Genomic DNA, 16851 nt, shown 5'->3' with positions numbered 1-16851 from the left:
CTGTCCGCCGTGATCGTCACCCCGACTGAAGCCGCCGAGGCAGCCTCATGATCGTTTCCCCTGTCGCACAGGGACTGGCGTTGGCGTCAGCCACCAGTTTCGGGATCAGCGACTTCGTGGGCGGGGTCGCGTCACGGCGAGTCGCCGCGCTGCGGGTGATCTTGGTGTCCACCCCGGTCTCGGGTGTGCTGCTCGGAATCCTCGCGATGATCGGCGGCGGGCACATCACCACCAACACGGTCGTCTTGGGCGTCCTCGGTGGACTCAGCCAGGCCCTGGGCATCTGGTGGTTCTACGCCGCCATGGCCGCAGGACCCATCTCGGTGGTATCGCCGCTGGCCGCGGTGGTGGACGCCGGCGTGCCGGTATGCGTCGGGCGGATGCTGGGGGACCGTCCCGGCGTGCTCGCCAGCGCAGGTATCGCGGTGGCATTGGCCGCGGTGGTGTTGATCAGCTGGCACGCCGGCGACGACGGCATGCATCGGCCGGGGCTCACCCACCGGGCGCTCTGGTTGACGGTCGCCGCGGGGGTGGCCCTGGGGTTGAACTTCGTCTTCTTAGACCGCACGCCGTCAGATTCCGGGCTGTGGCCCCTGTTGTTCGCGCGTGCCGCGGCCACCATCCTGGTGATCGTCGTCGCGGCGCTGAGCCGCAACCTCGCTGCGCCGACAGGCACCCCGCTGCGACTGGCGTTCCTAATCGGACTGCTCGACACCGCCGCCAACATCACCATGCTGTTCGCGTTGAAGCACGCCATGCTCTCGCTGGCCAGCGTGCTGATCTCGCTGTACCCGGCGACCACGGTGATCTTGGCGGTGGTGCTGCTGGGGGAGCGGGTGCGTCGTCGGCAGGTGGTGGGGATGGTCCTGGCAGGGGCGGCCGTGGCGATGATCACCGTCTAGCGCCTAGGTGGCTGTCCCGGGCAGCCCGATCCGGCGGTAGCGCTCCAGCCGGGCCGCCATCCGCTCCTCGACGGGCACGGCGCGCAGCGCTGACAGCTCGCCGGCGATGATTCGCGACATGCGCTTGGCGAAGTCGATCGGCTCCTCGGCGGCATCCGGGTGCTCGCCCACGATCACATCCACGATCCCGTGGGCCTGCAGGTCCGCCGAACGGATGCCCTGAGCCGCCGAGAGCTCGGGGGCATGCTCGGTGTCGCGGAACACGATGGCGCTGGCACCCTCGGGCGGCAGTGGCGCCAGCCAGCCGTGCAACGCCGCCAGCACCCGATCCGCCGGCACCATCGCCAGCGCCGGACCGCCACTGCCCTGGCCCAGCAGCACCGACACCGTCGGTACCTCGAGCGTGACCAGCTCGGCCAGGCATGCCGCGATCTGGGCCGCCAATCCGCCCTGCTCGGCCTCCACCGACAGCGCCGGGCCCGGGGTGTCGATGACCAGCACCAGTGGTAGCCGCAGGCCCGCGGCCAGGGCCATGCCTCGGCGGGCATCGCGCAGCGCCGCCGGGTCGGTCAGCTGATCTGCGCCCCGCAGCTGCCCCAACACCACGGTGGGCTGCCCGCCGAAGCGTGCCAACGCCAGCAGGATCGTGGCGCCGCGATCGGCGCTGCCGGTGCCCGCCAAGAACACGCGCTCGGTGGCACCGTGCCGCAGCAGAAACCCGACACCCGGCCGATCGGGCCGTCGCGAGGCGCACACGGAGTCCCACGCCGGGACGTCGGGGATCGGCTCCGGCGCCGGCTTCGCCGGGGCCGGACCCGGCTCGTCGAGCATCACCTTCAGCGCCCGTGCGCAGGTGCGCCGCAACCACTTCAGCGGGATGACGCCGTCGATCACCCCGTAGGCCTGCAGGTTCTCGGCAGTCTGAACGCCCGGCGGGAACGGGGCGCCGTAGAGCTGTTCGTAGACCCGCGGCCCCAGGAAACCCAGCAGCGCCCCGGGCTCGGACAGCGTGATGTGCCCGAGCGAACCCCAGGACGCGAACACCCCGCCGGTGGTGGGGTGGCGCAGGTAGACCAGATAGGGCAGGTGCGCGCGCTTGTGCAGCTCGACCGCGGCGGCGATCTTCACCATCTGCAGGAACGCGACGGTGCCCTCCTGCATCCGTGTGCCGCCCGAACTCGGCGACGCCAGCAGCGGCAGTCGCTCGGCGGTGGCCCGCTGGATGGCGGCGGTGATCCGTTCGGCGGCCGCCACGCCGATGGAGCCCGCCAGGAAGTCGAAGTCGCTGGCGATCACCGCGACCCGGCGGCCGTTGATCCGGCCCTCGCCGGTGAGGACGGCTTCGTCGCGGCCGGTGGCAGCCCGCGCCGCGGCCAGCTCGGCGGCATAACTGTCGCTGACCGGCACGGTCAGTGCAGCGGCGTCCCAACTGAGGAACGAGCCGCGATCCAGCACGGCGTCGCGCACGTCGTCGGCCCCGGTCCGGCTCACAGCACGAGGCTAACCGTCAGGTGGTGTATCCGCCGTCAACGTTCCAATTGGCGCCTGTCACGAATCCCGACTCCGGGCCGGCCAGGAAACTGACCACGGCAGCGATGTCGCCGGTGTGCCCGTAGTGGTCCAACGCCATGACTTTCCGCATGGTGTCGGCGAATTCGCCGGTGGCGGGATTCAAGTCGGTGTCGATCGGACCCGGCTGCACATTGTTGACGGTGATTCCGCGCGGCCCGAGTTCGCGGGCCAGTCCACGGGTCAGGGAGGCGACCGCGCCCTTGGTCATCGCGTAGACGGCCAGCCCGCCCACCGGGACGCGGTCGGCGTTGATGCTGCCGATGTTGATGATCCGCGAACCCTCGCCGAGGTGGCCGATCGCGCTGCGGATCGCCGAGTACACCCCGCCGATATTGAGCGCCACCAAACGGTCGAACTGCTCCTGGGGGAATTGGTCGATCGGCGCGACGTACACGGTCCCGGCGTTGTTGACCAAGATGTCCAACCCGCCGAGTTCAGCCACGGCCTGCTCGACCGCGGCGCCCACCTGCGCCGGATCGGCGCTGTCGGCCTGGATGGCCACCGCCGTGGCGCCCTCGGCGGTCAGTTCGGCGGCCAGCGCGTCGGCCTCGACGGCCGATGAGGCATAGGTGAACGCCACCGCGGCGCCGTCGGCCGCAAGCCGCCGCACGATCCCCGCGCCGATTCCGCGCGAACCTCCGGTGACCAGTGCTCGCCGTCCGGCCAGCGTTGCTGTGCTCATCTCGGATACCCCCAAAAGTCTCTCGAACCGGTTGGTTCAGCCTGATCAGGTCAAGCAGGCTGTTCGGCGGGAGATTCCCGCTGTGAGCGGGATCACCGAAACCCGGGCAAAGTCGCCCGACACGCTTGAATAGGCTGGCGTCTCATGATCGGTGTTACTCGCGATGAAGCCGTCACGACTATCGAGCTGCAGCGCCCCGAGCGTCGCAACGCCCTGAACTCCCAGCTCGTCACCGAGTTGCGGGAGGCGGTCCTGGACGCCGCCACCCACGACGTGCGGGCCATCGTGCTGACCGGGCAGGGCACGGTGTTCTGCGCCGGCGCTGATCTGTCCGGGGATGCCTTCGCCGCCGACTACCCCGACAAGCTGCTCGCCCTGCACCAGAGCATCGCCGACGTTCCGGTGCCGGTGATCGCCGCCGTCAACGGGGCCGCGATCGGCGCCGGCCTGCAGCTGGCGATGGTCTGCGATCTGCGAGTTGCCGCCCCCGAGGCGTTCTTTCAGTTCCCGGTCGCCAAGTACGGTCTGGCACTGGACAACTGGAGCATTCGGCGGCTGACCTCGCTGGTCGGCTACGGGCGGGCCCGGGCGATGATGCTGACCGCCGAGAAGCTGCCGGCCGACACGGCACTGCTGACCGGGATGGCCAACCGGATCGGCACCCTCGCCGACGCGCAGGCCTGGGCGCACGAGATCGCCGGGCTGGCGCCGCTTGCGCTGCAGCACGCCAAGCGGGTGCTCAACGACGACGGCGCCTACGAGGAGCAGCTGCCCGTGCACAAGGAGCTGTTCGACAAGGCCTGGGCCAGCCAGGACGTCATCGAGGCCCAGGTGGCGCGGGTGGAGAAGCGGCCGCCGAAGTTCCAGGGCGCTTAATCGGCCCGGCGCCCGCCGGGCGCCACCATAGACTCGTTGTCATGCTGCGTGGCGCACTTCGACTGGCGGGTACCACCGTGTCGCTGGTCGCCGGCGGCTGGACGGTTCGTGCGTTGCGCGGCACGCCCGCCGCCTTGGGTGCGGCGCCCACCGCCATCGATGCCGTGGCCACCCGATCGCCGAACTACCGCGACGGCGTCTTTCACAACCTCGAACGCGCCGCAATGGTCAACATGGACCGCGAGCAACAGCGACTGATGGTGCGCGAGCTGTTCGCCGATCGCATCGGCCGGCGACCTTCGGCGCCGATCCCGTTGGACGTGCCCGATTTCAGCATCGACGTCGAGCAACTGGCGATCACCTGGCTGGGACACGCGACGGCCCTGGTGGAGATCGACGGCTATCGGGTACTGACCGACCCGGTCTGGAGCGAGCGCTGCTCGCCCTCGGATGCCGTCGGACCGCGGCGGCTGCACCCCCCGCCGGTGGGGATCGCGAAGCTGCCCGCGGTCGACGCGATCGTGGTCAGCCACGACCACTACGACCACCTCGACATCGACACCGTCACCGCGCTCGCCCGCAGCCAGCGGGCGCCGTTTGTGGTCCCGCTGGGCGTCGGGGCGCACCTGCGGGCGTGGGGCATTCCCCCCGAGCGGGTGATCGAACTCGACTGGGACGAGAACACCACGCTGGGCGATCTCACCGTGACCTGCACCCCGGCGCGGCATTTCTCCGGACGATTCCTGACCCGCAACCAGACCCTGTGGGCGTCGTGGGTGATCGCCGGTCCCGACCACCGGGTCTACTTCGGCGGAGACAGCGGATACACCGGCAGCTTCAGCACGATCGGCGCCCAGCACGGCCCATTCGACGTCACGCTGCTGCCGATCGGGGCCTACAACACCGCCTGGCCCGACGTCCACATGAACCCGGAGGAAGCGGTCCAGGCGCACCTCGACCTGAACGCCTCGGCGTCGGGACTGCTGGTGCCGATCCACTGGGGCACGTTCCGGTTGGCGCCGCACCGCTGGGCCGAGCCGGTGGAGCGGTTGCTGGTCGCCGCCGACGCCGCGGGGATAGCGACGGCAGTGCCTAGGCCCGGCGGTTCAGTGAGGCTCGACGGAGGAGAGGCGAAGCTGGAGCCGCCGGATGGGCCCGGCGGTTCAGTGAGGCTCGACGCCGCCGCGCCCACGGCCTGGTGGAGGCTCTAGCGCCATGACCAGGTGGGCGGCTGCGGCCGGGGCCGCTGTGCTGGCCGTTGCGGTGAGTGCGTGCACTCCGGCGGCGACTCCGACCGTGCGGCACGACATTTTGCCCAATGAGGTGTCCGGTGTTGATATCCCCGCGGGCCGCGTCGATGCCGCGGTGGCCAAACTCGACGGGCTGGCGCGGGAGCTGATGGACAGCACCGGAATACCCGGGTTGGCGGTCGCGGTGGTTCACGGTGGGAAGACCGTGTACGCCAAGGGCTTTGGCGTTCGGGACACTCGCGCCGGCGACGGGCCCGACAACGCGGTCAACCCGGATACGGTGTTCCAGCTCGCCTCGATGTCCAAGCCCGTCGGTGCGACCGTGGTGGCGCAGCAGATCAGCGCGGGGAACATCTCCTGGGACACCCCGGTGGTGTCGCAGCTGCCCTGGTTCGCACTGTCCGATCCCTACGTCACCGACCACGTCACCATCGCCGACCTGTACGCCCATCGGTCCGGGCTGCCTGATCACGCCGGAGACCGGCTCGAAGACCTCGGCTATGACCGCCGCGAGGTGTTGCAGCGGCTCAGATACCTGCCACTGGCCCCGTTCCGCAACCACTACGACTACACCAACTTCGGCCTGACCGCCGCCGCCGAGGCGATCGCCGCCGCCGCCGGTGTCCCCTGGGAACAGCTATCGGCCGACGTGCTCTACCGCCCGCTGGGGATGACCTCGACCAGTTCCCGCTACGCGGACTTCCTCGCCCGACCCAACCGCGCACTCACCCACGTCAAGACCGACGACGGTTATCAGCCTCGATACCAACGCAATCCGGACGCCCAGTCGCCGGCCGGCGGCGTCAGTTCCTCGGTCAACGATATGGCCCGCTGGTTGGCCATGGTGCTGGCCGGCGGCAGCTACGAGGGCAACGCGATCATCGCTCCGGAAGCGCTGCTTCCCGCGATCACGCCGCAGATGATCAGTGCCCCCGCCGCGACGGGCACCGCCCGGGCCGGTTTCTACGGCGAGGGATTCAACGTGTCGATCACCTCATCGGGGCGCACCCAGTACAGCCACTCGGGTGCCTTTCTGCTGGGCGCCGCGACCGCCTTCTCGGCACTGCCGTCGCAGGACGTCGGAATCGTCGTGCTCACCAACGCCACGCCGGTCGGGGTTCCGGAGAGCCTGGCCGCCCAATTCCTGGATCTGGTCCAGTACGGCGAGATCCGCGAAGACTGGCCGGCACTGTATCGACAGGTACTGGAGCCGATGTCGCAGCCGGAGGGCGCGCTGGTGGGCGCCCCGCCACCGGCTCATCCGGCTCCCGCCCGGCCACTGTCGGCCTACGTCGGGGAGTATGCCAACCCCTACTGGGGCCCGGCCACTGTCGCCGAGGACCATGGTGCACTCGTTGTCACGCTCGGGCCGCAACACCGACGATTCCGGTTGAGCCACTACGACGGTGACACCTTCACCTTCGCCCTGCAGGGCGAGAATGCTCCGGAGGGAACGGTGTCCAAAGCGACCTTCACCACCGACGCGGTGGAGCTGGAGTACTTCGACCACGACAAGCTGGGAAGGTTCACCCGTTGACGACAGCGCGAACCGCAGGACTCACTGACGCGCAGGTCGACCAGCGGGTTGCGCAGGGCCAGACCAATGACATTCCGGCCCGCGCCGCGCGCAGCGTGGGTGAAATCATTCGAGCCAACGTCTTCACCAGGATCAATGCGATACTGGGTGTCCTGTTGGCGATCGTGATCACCACCGGCTCGCTGATCAACGGACTGTTCGGGCTGCTCATCGTCTTCAACAGCGTCATCGGCATGGTGCAGGAGATCCGGGCCAAGCAGACACTGGACAAGCTGGCCATCGTCGGCCAGGCGAAACCGTTGGTGCGCAGGCAGTCCGGTACACGACAGCTCCCGCCGCGACAGGTGGTACTCGACGACATCATCGAACTGGGCCCCGGCGACCAGATCGTGGTGGACGGCGAGGTCGTGGAGTCATCCGACCTTGAGGTCGATGAGTCGCTGCTGACCGGTGAAGCCGACCCGATCAGTAAAGACCTCGGCGATGCGGTGATGTCGGGCAGTTTCGTGATCTCCGGCAGTGGTGCCTACCGGGCCACCCGGGTTGGTCGTGAGGCCTACGCGGCCAAACTGGCCGAGGAGGCCAGCAAGTTCACCCTGGTGAAATCCGAGCTGCGCAACGGCATCAACCAGATCCTGAAATTCATCACCTATCTGTTGATCCCGGCCGGTCTGTTGATCATCTACACGCAGCTGTTCACCACCGACGTGGGTTGGCGGGCCTCGGTGCTGGCGATGGTGGGCGCACTGGTGCCGATGGTTCCCGAGGGCCTGGTGCTGATGACGTCGCTGGCGTTCGCGGTGGGGGTGGTGCGGCTGGGACAGCGGCAGTGCCTGGTACAGGAACTGCCGGCGATCGAAGGCCTCGCCCGCGTGGACGTGGTGTGCGCCGACAAGACCGGCACCCTCACCGAGACCGGGATGAGGGTGTCGGAGGTCGCCGAACTCGATGGCGCCGAAGGCCTTCCGGTGCAGCAAGCGCTGGCCGCGCTGGCCGCCGAGGATGCCCGCCCCAATGCCAGCATCCAGGCCATCGCCGAGGCGTTCCCGACAGCGCCGGGGTGGACGTCGACTGCGTGTGCGCCGTTCAAGTCGGCCACGAAATGGAGCGGTGTCTCTTTTTCCGAGCACGGCAACTGGGTGATCGGGGCCCCCGACGTGCTGCTGGAGCCGTCCTCAGCGGCCGCCGAGCAGGCCGAACAGATCGGAGCCCGCGGCCTGCGGGTCCTGCTGTTGGGTGTCAGCGACCAGCCCGTCGACCATCCCGACGCCCCGGGCCGGGTGACCCCGGTGGCACTGGTGGTGCTGGAGCAGAAAATACGACCAGACGCCCGTCAGACCCTGGATTATTTTGCCGCGCAGAAAGTGTCGGTGAAGGTCATCTCCGGCGACAACGCGATCTCGGTGGGTGCGGTGGCCGCCGAACTCGGGTTGGACGGCGACGCGATCGACGCCCGCAAGCTGCCCGCCGAACCGGACCGACTGGCCGGTGCACTGGAGGAACACACCGTGTTCGGCCGGGTGCGACCCGATCAGAAACGCGCCATGGTGCACGCCTTGCAGGCACGCGACCACACGGTGGCGATGACCGGCGACGGCGTCAACGATGTGCTGGCGCTCAAGGACGCCGACATCGGTGTCGCGATGGGTGCCGGCAGCTCCGCGGCTCGCGCGGTTGCCCAGATCGTGTTGCTGGACAACAAGTTCGCCACCCTTCCCTACGTGGTGGGGGAGGGCCGCCGGGTGATCGGCAACATCGAGCGGGTGGCGAACCTGTTCTTGACCAAAACGGTGTACTCCGTGTTGCTCGCACTGCTGGTCGGGCTGGTCGGGCTGGCCTCGGCACTGTTCGGCACCAAACCGTTGTTGTATCCGTTCCAGCCGATCCACGTCACGGTCGCGGCGTGGTTCACCATCGGCATCCCGGCCTTCATTCTGTCGCTGGCGCCGAACAACGAACGGGCCCACCCCGGATTCGTACGGCGAGTGATGAGCGGGGCGCTGCCCTCCGGCGTGGTGGTGGGTATTGCCACATTCGCGACCTACCTGGTGGCCTACCGCGGCAGCGAAGCCACCTCGGTCCAGCAGATCCAGGCGTCCACCAGCGCGCTGATCACCCTGCTGACCACGGCAGGCTGGGTGCTGGCCGTGGTGGCCCGGCCCTATCAATGGTGGCGGCTGCTGTTGGTGATCTGCTGCGGGTTGGCCTATGTGGCGATCTTCGCGATGCCGCTGACCCGGGAGAAGTTCCTGCTGGACCCGTCCAATGTGGAACTGACGCTGCTGGCGCTGGGTATCGGCGCGCTCGGGGCGGCCGCCATCGAGGCGATGTGGTGGGCCAGGGGCGGCCTGCTCGGAGAGCGGCCGAAGTTGTGGCGGGAGTCGGCACCGGCCACAATGTCCCAGCGATAAAACCGCGACACAAGGGGAAAGCACGACATGGCCAAGCTCTCCGGATCCATCGATGTCCCGCTGCCTCCCGAAGAGGCCTGGGCACACGCCTCGGATCTATCCCGCTACAAAGAGTGGCTGACCATTCACCGGGTGTGGCGCAGCACGCTGCCGGAGACCCTCGAAAAGGGCACCAAGCTGGAGTCGATCGTCGAGGTCAAGGGCATGTACAACAGGATCTCGTGGACGATCGTGAACTACAAGCCGCCCACCGGCATGACGCTCAACGGTGACGGCAAGGGTGGGGTCAAGATCAAGCTGCTCGCCAAGGTCGCACCGGAAGGCGACGGGTCCAAGGTCAGTTTTGACGTGCACCTGGGTGGTCCGGCGTTGTTCGGCCCGATCGGCATGCTGGTGGCCGCTGCGCTCAAGAGCGACATCAACGAGTCGCTGCACAAGTTCGTCACGGTCTTCGCGCCGAATTAATCGGTTGCTCATCGTGCGGTCGCGCCCTAGGGTGACGGACGTCCCCGCACAGGAGGTCATGGAATGACAGGCATCGTCGGTCTCACGCCGCTGTCCGCGCGCTGATCACCGCCGAGTTGCCGTAGCCCGGTCCCGGTCGTCAGCGTCCCCGCTGACCCTCCCGGAGACCGCATGTCTTTCCCATTTTCTGACTCCCAGGCTGTCGTCACCCTGACAGATGTCAGCTTCACCTGGCCCGACGGCAGTGCAGCGCTGGCCGACATCACCGGGTCGTTCGGTGCCGGCCGTACCGGCCTGGTCGGCGCCAACGGCGCGGGCAAGTCCACCCTGCTTCGGCTCATCGCCGGCGAACTGCGGCCCACAACCGGACATATCGCGGTGGCCGGGCAACTGGCCTACCTGCCGCAGCTGCTCACCCTCGACACCGACGCCTCAGTCGCGGCGTTGCTCGGGGTCGCCGATCAAGTTGCCGCGCTGCGGGCGATCGAGGGCGGTGATGCCGCCGAGCGTCATTTCCACGTGATCGGAGACGACTGGGACATCGACTCGCGCGCCGATGCGGCATTGCGCGACATCGGGTTCGGGTCGGGCGACCTCGACCGCCGCGTCGCCGAGCTGTCCGGCGGGGAGGTCATGCTGGTGGCGTTGGCCGGGCTGCGGCAGGCGGCCGCCCCGATCACCCTGCTCGATGAGCCGACCAACAATCTGGACCGCGCCGCGCGTGCCGGGCTGGCGCGGCTGGTCGACACCTGGCCGGGAACGCTCATCGTCGCCAGCCATGACACGGCGCTGCTGGAGCAGATGGACTGCACCGCAGAGCTGTACGACGGTCGGCTCCGCACCTACGGCGGCCCTTACAGCGCCTGGCGGGCGCACCTGGATGCCGAGCAGGCCGCCGCCCGGACGGCGACGCGCGCCGCAGAACAACTGGTCAAGGTCAAGAGGCGCCAACGCGTGGAAGCCGAGACCAAACTGGCCAGACGTAACCGGGCGGCCCAGGTCGCCCGCCAGAACAAGCGTGCCGCGAAGATCGTGATGAACCAGAACGCTGCCAATGCCCAGGTTTCGGCGGGCAAACTACGGGGGCACCTTGAGGGGAGGGTCCGCGACGCGCAAGCCGAGCTGGATGCCGCGACCGTTCGGGTTCGCCACGACGACCACATTCGCCTCGACCTGCCCGACCCGGACGTGCCCACCAGTCGCCGGTTGGCCGAGCTTCCGGGCGCCGACGAGCCGATCATCGTGCAGGGACCGGAACGTATTGCCCTGCACGGCCCGAACGGCGTGGGTAAGACGACGCTGCTGGAAGCGCTGTTGACCGGTGACGCCGGGCGCCTGCTGAGCGACCGAGTCGGATACCTGCCGCAACGTCTGGATCATCTGGACGACACCGTGTCCGCATTCGACGCGGTGTCGGCGGTCTCCGGCAGAACACCGCAGGCGGTGCGGGCCCAGCTGGCCCGGTTCCTGTTGACCGCTGAGGCGGTGGCCCGGCCTATCGGTACCCTCTCCGGTGGTGAGCGATTCCGTGTCGCGCTGGCCCAGCTTCTGCTCGCCGATCCGCCGCCGCAGCTGTTATTGCTCGACGAGCCGACCAACAACCTCGATCTGAACAGCGTCGGTCAGCTTGTCGACGCGCTGGCAGGCTATCGCGGCGCCTTCATCGTGGTCAGCCACGACGACGAGTTCCTGGCCCGGCTGCACCTGAGGCGAACATTGACGATGTCGCGCAGTGGGGTGGTAGCCGATACGCGTTAGTGTCACAACATGACTCACGCGCGTCCCGGATGGCTGATCGCGCTGTGCGCGGCCCTGCTGTCGGGCAGCGCATGGCTGCCGTGGTTGAGCACCTCGGCCAACGGCGGCGGGCATGCCAGCGCGATCGGTGGCAGCGCCGGTGCCATCGAGCTACCGCCCCGCTTCGGGGTCGGTCAGCTGATCGTGCTGCTGGCGTCGGTTCTCCTGGTGGCCGGCGCGATGGTGGCCCGGGAACTCTTCACCCGGTTGGCCGCGGTGGTCGCCGTGCTGGACTCGGCGCTCATCGCCGCACTGGGCATCTGGTACTACCGGCTGAACGTCGCTGCACCGATCACCGCGGGCTACGGGCTCTACATCGGCGCCGTCGCCGCGGTGGGCGCACTGGTGTTCTCGTCGTGGGCACTGATCACCGCAGTGCGGCAATGACGGCTGCGAATGCTTCGGCGTGCGCCTGCTGGACGGTGAAGTAGCTGATGCCGTAGCGGCGGCGGCATTCGCGCAGCGTATCGGCCATGTCGTCGACTGACCCGGACAGCACCGCGGGGGAGGCCAGCAGTTCCTCGTCCGACAGGGTGGGCGCGAATCGGCGGGTCAGCGACAGGTTGGGCATACCCGAGCCGTCGGTCGGCACCGCAGTGATGGCCAGGTTCAGTTCCAGGGCATCGAAGCGCTCACCGGCGGCCGCCCGAATCAAGCCGATCCGATCAGCCAGGGAATCGTCGGCACCGTCCACCCGCGCGCCGGTCAATCCGACGATGTCGGCGTGGCGAGCCGCCACCGTCAGTAGCCGATCACCGCTCCCGGCGATTAGGAGCGGCACCCGCGGCTGGTGCATCGTCACGTATTCCGCCATGTGCTCGAGGTAATCGATGCGGCGACCGGCGATCGGAAAAGGCAGCTCGGCGGCCTCGAATTCCGCGCGCACGTAACCCGCACCCAGACCCACCTCCAGTCGGCCATCCGAGAGCACATCGGTGTCAGCGATGTCGCGAGTCAGCAGGGCAGGCTTGTAGAAGCCGGCGTTGAGCACGTAGGTGCCCACCCGGATGGTCGAGGTGGCCGCGGCAGCGGCGACCAGTAGGGGGAACGGGGCCGGGGCGCCCAGATGGTCGGGCACGTGCAGGACATCGAATCCGAAACCCTCCAGCCGGCGCGCGGTCTCGGCGAGTTCGGTTGCCGACCGGATCGGGTGCAGGCCCACGCCGAAGCGAAACTGCTTGTCCACCGATTACCTCCTCAACCGGCTCCGCCGAGCACGGGCTTGTCGTGGTCAGCGTGCCGGGCGCGACGGCGCGGGCGGAGGTGCGGGGCGAGGCGCCGCAGGGGGCGCCGGTGCCGGAGACCGGGCTTCGCTGCTCGTCGACTCCTCCGGTTGCGCCGCCGGGAATACCCACTTGCCGGACAAGATCTCCTTTTCCGGCTGGTAGAGCCGGACCAGGTAGTTCCATCCCGGTGTGGTGGGCAGGCAGTTGGCGACGTCGTCGGAACAACCCCCGAACTGCACGGTCACCGATCCGTCGGCTGCCTTGTTCGCGGTGATGTTGTTGACCGAGTACGCCTGCTGGGGGTTCTCCGTCAGATACCCGTTCTTGTTGTAGACGGTGACCGACCAGAACGCTTTCACCGGAACGTCTTTGACGGTCAGGCGGTACACCGTGTTGCCGTCGTTGCGGGCCGGGCTGACGTTGAGGTAGAGCGCTTCCTTCTCGGAGTTGCCGCCCCACGCCGCGGCGGCCCCGATCAGATGCCGTACCGGGTCCGTGTCGGCTTCGGTGCCGAACATGCCCCGGGTGTCGGGAATGGTCTGGGCCAGCTCCAACAACGCATCGCTGACCTTCTTCTGGGTGACGGGGTCCCATCGGGGCACGTCGAAGCTGCCCGTGTCGTCTTGGTGCGCTGTGATCGCGTCCTGCAGGCGATGTGCTGCGGCGAGGTCTGCGGGATCGTTGGGGTTGGCCAGGATGCGAATGGCAACGGCCACATAGCGGGTGCCGACATGCTGCTGATCCAGCGTGTGTTCGCCGCCTCCGTAGAACATGTCCGTGACGTATTCGTCCTGGTTGATCACCTGCGCCGACATGTACCGCTGACCGGGTTCGGGCAGGGTCAGTGTCACCGGACTGGCCTGCAGGTCGAACACCGCCGCCGAATACAAGGTGTCCCGGTTGGGGCGGACCACCAGCTGGCGGTCGACCGGGGTGACGTCGCGCATGTGGAAGAAACGGCCGAAACCGTTCTCGTTGACGATGTTGGTGAATTCCTGGTCGGTGGCGGCCCGCACGAAATTGTCCGGCGACACCAACACCATGCCATTGGGGGTGCTGCGCGGAGCCAGGTTCGCCACCGGGTCGGTGCCGGTCTTGGTCACCGTGAGCCCACATCCGCTCAGAACCAGGGTGATCGTCGCCGCGGCGCATGCAGAAAGCCATCGCATGGACATGCAGCGCAACCTACCGGGTCGGCTCTAGCCGGTGTCGGCAATGGGTTTGTCGACACGGCGGGATAAACGTGCGGCGGCTATTGCAACGCCTCAGGCGCGGACGTATCGTCGGCAAATATTAAAAAATCACCGTGAGTAAAAATAGAAAACAATGAGCGGGAGCGGGGAGCGGCCGTGGACGTCTCGGGCAATGTCGAAGCAAATCGCCATGTCAGGGCGTCTGCGTGGCCTTCCCCTGCGGGCCGCGCGAGGCGGGTCGGCGTAGCTGCTGCGGCTATCAGCAGTGTGCTGGCGCTGACCGTGGCCACCGCGCCGGACACCGCGGGCAGCGCCTCCCCCGGGGTGGTGTTGACCGCCGGATATCAGCAGGCTCTCGACGATCTGCTCGCCGCCATGGAGCAGGCGCGCACCTTCGATCTGTCTTTGCCCTACGCCTCGCCCGACGACGCTGACGTGCTGATGACGATGCTGCGGAACACCAACTATCAGCTGTTCACCGCCGGGCTGTCACGGGTCACCGAGTTGTTCAACGGGGTGTTCTTCCAATCCCCGGAAGTGGTTGCCGGCACCGTCGCCGACTCGCGCCAGTACTTCGACTACTTCACCCCGGACATCTACTACCACGTCACCGCTGGGCTGGCACCCGGCGCGACCTACGTGCTCACCGGAAACCTCGGTGGCGGCACCGAGCACTTCTCGATCAGCACCACCGCGGTCACCGGTGCCACAGCCCACGCCATCGAAGACCTGGAACTGGGCCACGGTCTGGTGGTCGACGCCAACGGCAACTTCACCGTCTACATCGGGCCGGAGGCACCGCCGGGAGCGGTCAACTTCCTGGACACCACCGATGCCACGGTCGGTGGCGCCGCATCCCTGCTGATCCGCGACATGCTGGGCGACTGGGCCAAGGGGCCGGGCAACGTCAGCATTCAGTGCGTGGCGGACTGCCCGCCGTTCTTCGCCATCCCCGCCGGCGGCTTCTTCCCCACCGACGGTGACAGCGATGCCCCCTCCGAGCCGGGCAGTATCGGCTCCGTCGATGATGTGTTGACCATGCTGTTCAGCGCCTTCGCTCAGATCGTCGGCCCGTTCAACCAGCGCAGCATCGAGGGCGGCGCGTCGGTGGGCATGGAGGTGCCCGCCAACACCATGATGACGCTGGCACCCGAGACCAGCTACGGCGTCGGTCTGGAATCCGCGATCGTCACCGGCGGCAACTGGGATCTGGATCCCGACGAGGCGCTGATCCTGAAGCTGCCGACCGTGGACGCGGCCTATCGCGGTATCGAGCTGATGAATGTCTACGGTGGCGCGCTGCCCTTCGTCATGGCCCAGACCACCCTCAACCACGCCACGGCCTACAACGCCGACGACGGCTACACCTATTACGTTGTCAGCGCGACCAATCCGGGCGTGGCCAACTGGCTCGACACCGGTGGCCTGACCCGGGGAGAGATCTTCGCGCGCTACGAAAACGTCGACGACCGCGACGCCGCCATCGGTCTGGGTGTGAGCGCTCAGGTGGTGCCGCTAAGCGACATCGCGCAATATCTGCCCAGCGACACTCCCACCGTCAGCCCCGCCGAATTCGCCGCCGACATGGCCCAACGGGTGTTCTCCTACGACTACGCCCTGGACGTGTCCCGGATGGGCGCCCAGCCTGCGTGGGTGTTGCAGCATCTGGTGATGAACGTGATGGAAGCGCTGATGGGGAGCGAGGACTACGAGTCGGTGTTCGGCATCCAGCCCTCCACCCCGATCGAGCTGCGATTCACCGACGCGCTCAGCCCGGACTGGGGCGCCGTCTGGAACAGCGTCGTGGAGAACCCGGCCGAGAGCCTTTCGGCGGTGCTCAACAATCTGCCGGTGCTGGCCAGCGACATCACCTTGCCCATCGCGCTGGCGATGACGCAGACCGCACTGTCGGTGGTGATGCCGCAGATGTTCATGACCGCGATCAACGACGCGCTGTTCAACCCGAACACCAGCATCCTGGCCGGACTGCTCAACGCCCGGGACGATCTGGCGACGGTGATCTTGACCGCCAACGACGCATGGCCGACCGAGCTGAGTGAGCAGGCCGCCCAGCAGTGGGCCAACATGGCCGACCTGATCGCCGGCACCCCGAGCTTCGACCTGATGGATCTGTTCGGCGGCTGACGTATTCACCCCGAAATATTTTGCTCCCGAATGGATTCGGCTAACCGGTGAACAGGTCCCACAGGGCGGTCCAGAAGTCGGCGCCGCTGTCTCCGCTGATCAGATCGACATCGGCGGCGGCGGGCCAGGGTCCATAGGGATCACCGTTGGGCGTGACGGCTTGGACATTGTCACCGATCGCCGAAGCGACGTTGCCGCTGGTCGCCTCCCAGCCGGCCCAGGCGAGGGCTCCCGCGCCTTCGGCTGTGGCGGTGTTGAAACTGAAGTCGTAATTATTACCCAGCATGTATGGGCCGACGGCTGCGAATGCGCCGTCGCCGATCGCGGTCGCGGTGTTGCTGTCGCCCCCGAAAACTCCGGCACCGGCGCCGAATCCGATCGCGGTGGCGAAGTTGAACGATCCGTCTGACCTGTTACCCGCGGAAGTCTGGTCGCCGAAGGCAGAGGCGAAGTTGAAGTACCCGTCGTTGGCGTAGGCGCTGGCAGAGTCGCCGAAGGCGAACGCGAAGTTGCCTAAGCTCGACGACGCGGACGCGGTGCCCAGGCTCAGATCGAGACCGCTGATCGAGATTGCGATGTTGCCGAAGTCGCTCGGCAAGGTGGGTGGCGTTATTGTCGCGGCCGCTGTGCCGATTGTGGCGGCCGCATCGCCGATGTCCGCTGCGGCCAGCGCGGCTGCGTACCCCAGCGCGCCCGCACCACCGTCGGCATTCGAGGGTGTCCGTGGCCATGAAAAAGTACCCACTGGTGGCCACGTAGAAGTCCCCGCTGGTGGCCAGATAAAAGTACCCACCC

The 16851-nt window shown here is 67.8% G+C and carries 13 protein-coding genes and 2 pseudogenes; 10 read left to right on the top strand and 5 right to left on the bottom strand.

The window, feature by feature from the left end; all coding sequences use genetic code 11:
* Window positions 1–47: 47 nt before the first annotated feature.
* Window positions 48–902 carry an EamA family transporter gene (locus AWC18_RS06395; protein ID WP_085138134.1) on the top strand — a complete coding sequence of 285 codons (855 nt, stop codon included), beginning with the start codon at window positions 48–50 and terminating at the stop codon, window positions 900–902.
* A gap of 3 nt (window positions 903–905) precedes the next feature.
* On the opposite strand, the gene AWC18_RS06390 is transcribed toward AWC18_RS06395, so the two are convergent.
* Both AWC18_RS06390 and AWC18_RS06385 read right to left on the bottom strand, forming a co-directional pair.
* Window positions 906–2393: an acetyl-coenzyme A carboxylase carboxyl transferase subunits beta/alpha gene (locus AWC18_RS06390; RefSeq protein WP_085138133.1), complete on the bottom strand. Its 1488-nt coding sequence runs from the start codon at window positions 2391–2393 to the stop codon at window positions 906–908.
* A gap of 16 nt (window positions 2394–2409) precedes the next feature.
* Window positions 2410–3156 carry an SDR family oxidoreductase gene (locus tag AWC18_RS06385; protein WP_085138132.1) on the bottom strand — a complete coding sequence of 249 codons (747 nt, stop codon included), beginning with the start codon at window positions 3154–3156 and terminating at the stop codon, window positions 2410–2412.
* A gap of 144 nt (window positions 3157–3300) precedes the next feature.
* Here AWC18_RS06385 and AWC18_RS06380 point away from each other — a divergent pair, with 144 nt between their 5' ends.
* The 8 genes and pseudogenes from AWC18_RS06380 (at window position 3301) to AWC18_RS06350 (ending at window position 11879) form a co-directional block, all read left to right on the top strand.
* Window positions 3301–4032 (top strand): enoyl-CoA hydratase, encoded by a 732-nt coding sequence (locus AWC18_RS06380; RefSeq protein WP_076050332.1) that lies wholly within the window; start codon window positions 3301–3303, stop codon window positions 4030–4032.
* A 41-nt stretch (window positions 4033–4073) separates the two neighbouring features.
* Window positions 4074–5243, top strand: coding sequence for an MBL fold metallo-hydrolase (locus AWC18_RS06375; protein WP_109560005.1), 1170 nt, complete (start codon window positions 4074–4076; stop codon window positions 5241–5243).
* A gap of 4 nt (window positions 5244–5247) precedes the next feature.
* Complete coding sequence (locus AWC18_RS06370) at window positions 5248–6819, top strand: serine hydrolase (RefSeq protein WP_085138131.1); 1572 nt, start codon at window positions 5248–5250, stop codon at window positions 6817–6819.
* Window positions 6816–9230, top strand: coding sequence for a cation-translocating P-type ATPase (locus AWC18_RS06365; RefSeq protein ID WP_085138130.1), 2415 nt, complete (start codon window positions 6816–6818; stop codon window positions 9228–9230). The genes AWC18_RS06370 and AWC18_RS06365 overlap by 4 nt, the downstream gene beginning before the upstream one ends.
* Before the next feature lie 27 nt (window positions 9231–9257).
* Window positions 9258–9695 carry a type II toxin-antitoxin system Rv0910 family toxin gene (locus AWC18_RS06360; protein ID WP_064998614.1) on the top strand — a complete coding sequence of 146 codons (438 nt, stop codon included), beginning with the start codon at window positions 9258–9260 and terminating at the stop codon, window positions 9693–9695.
* A gap of 171 nt (window positions 9696–9866) precedes the next feature.
* A pseudogene (locus AWC18_RS22375) lies at window positions 9867–10385 on the top strand (ATP-binding cassette domain-containing protein); the annotation flags it as partial.
* A 111-nt stretch (window positions 10386–10496) separates the two neighbouring features.
* Window positions 10497–11396, top strand: a pseudogene (locus AWC18_RS22370) (ATP-binding cassette domain-containing protein); the annotation flags it as partial.
* A 66-nt stretch (window positions 11397–11462) separates the two neighbouring features.
* Window positions 11463–11879, top strand: coding sequence for a hypothetical protein (locus tag AWC18_RS06350; RefSeq protein WP_085138128.1), 417 nt, complete (start codon window positions 11463–11465; stop codon window positions 11877–11879).
* Here the strand turns inward: AWC18_RS06350 and AWC18_RS06345 are convergent.
* Window positions 11860–12678, bottom strand: coding sequence for a TIGR03621 family F420-dependent LLM class oxidoreductase (locus tag AWC18_RS06345; RefSeq protein WP_085138127.1), 819 nt, complete (start codon window positions 12676–12678; stop codon window positions 11860–11862). The genes AWC18_RS06350 and AWC18_RS06345 overlap by 20 nt on opposite strands.
* Before the next feature lie 45 nt (window positions 12679–12723).
* Window positions 12724–13752, bottom strand: a complete 1029-nt coding sequence (locus AWC18_RS06340) for a DUF1214 domain-containing protein (protein ID WP_085138258.1) — start codon at window positions 13750–13752, stop codon at window positions 12724–12726.
* Window positions 13753–14178: 426 nt separating this feature from the next.
* Here AWC18_RS06340 and AWC18_RS06335 point away from each other — a divergent pair, with 426 nt between their 5' ends.
* On the top strand, window positions 14179–16056 hold the full coding sequence (locus AWC18_RS06335; RefSeq protein ID WP_234806440.1) for a hypothetical protein: 1878 nt from the start codon (window positions 14179–14181) through the stop codon (window positions 16054–16056).
* Window positions 16057–16096: 40 nt separating this feature from the next.
* Here the strand turns inward: AWC18_RS06335 and AWC18_RS06330 are convergent, their stop codons facing one another.
* On the bottom strand, window positions 16097–16801 hold the full coding sequence (locus tag AWC18_RS06330) for a hypothetical protein (protein ID WP_133054983.1): 705 nt from the start codon (window positions 16799–16801) through the stop codon (window positions 16097–16099).
* Between the last annotated feature and the right edge of the window lie 50 nt (window positions 16802–16851).

The sequence above is a fragment of the Mycolicibacter nonchromogenicus genome, from assembly GCF_002101775.1.
Taxonomy (GTDB): Bacteria; Actinomycetota; Actinomycetes; order Mycobacteriales; family Mycobacteriaceae; genus Mycobacterium; species Mycobacterium nonchromogenicum.
The sequence above is the reverse complement of the archived record's forward strand: the minus strand, read 5'-3'. Positions and strand labels throughout refer to the sequence as shown.

Bases quoted from the DNA above. Each gene is read 5' to 3' on its own strand.
- AWC18_RS06395 (WP_085138134.1), top strand. From the start codon at position 48: ATGATCGTTTCCCCTGTCGCACAGGGACTGGCGTTGGCGTCAGCCACC.
- AWC18_RS06350 (WP_085138128.1), top strand. From the start codon at position 11,463: ATGACTCACGCGCGTCCCGGATGGCTGATCGCGCTGTGCGCGGCCCTG.
- AWC18_RS06380 (WP_076050332.1), top strand. From the start codon at position 3,301: ATGATCGGTGTTACTCGCGATGAAGCCGTCACGACTATCGAGCTGCAG.
- AWC18_RS06360 (WP_064998614.1), top strand. From the start codon at position 9,258: ATGGCCAAGCTCTCCGGATCCATCGATGTCCCGCTGCCTCCCGAAGAG.
- AWC18_RS06370 (WP_085138131.1), top strand. From the start codon at position 5,248: ATGACCAGGTGGGCGGCTGCGGCCGGGGCCGCTGTGCTGGCCGTTGCG.
- AWC18_RS06385 (WP_085138132.1), bottom strand. From the start codon at position 3,156: ATGAGCACAGCAACGCTGGCCGGACGGCGAGCACTGGTCACCGGAGGT.
- AWC18_RS06375 (WP_109560005.1), top strand. From the start codon at position 4,074: ATGCTGCGTGGCGCACTTCGACTGGCGGGTACCACCGTGTCGCTGGTC.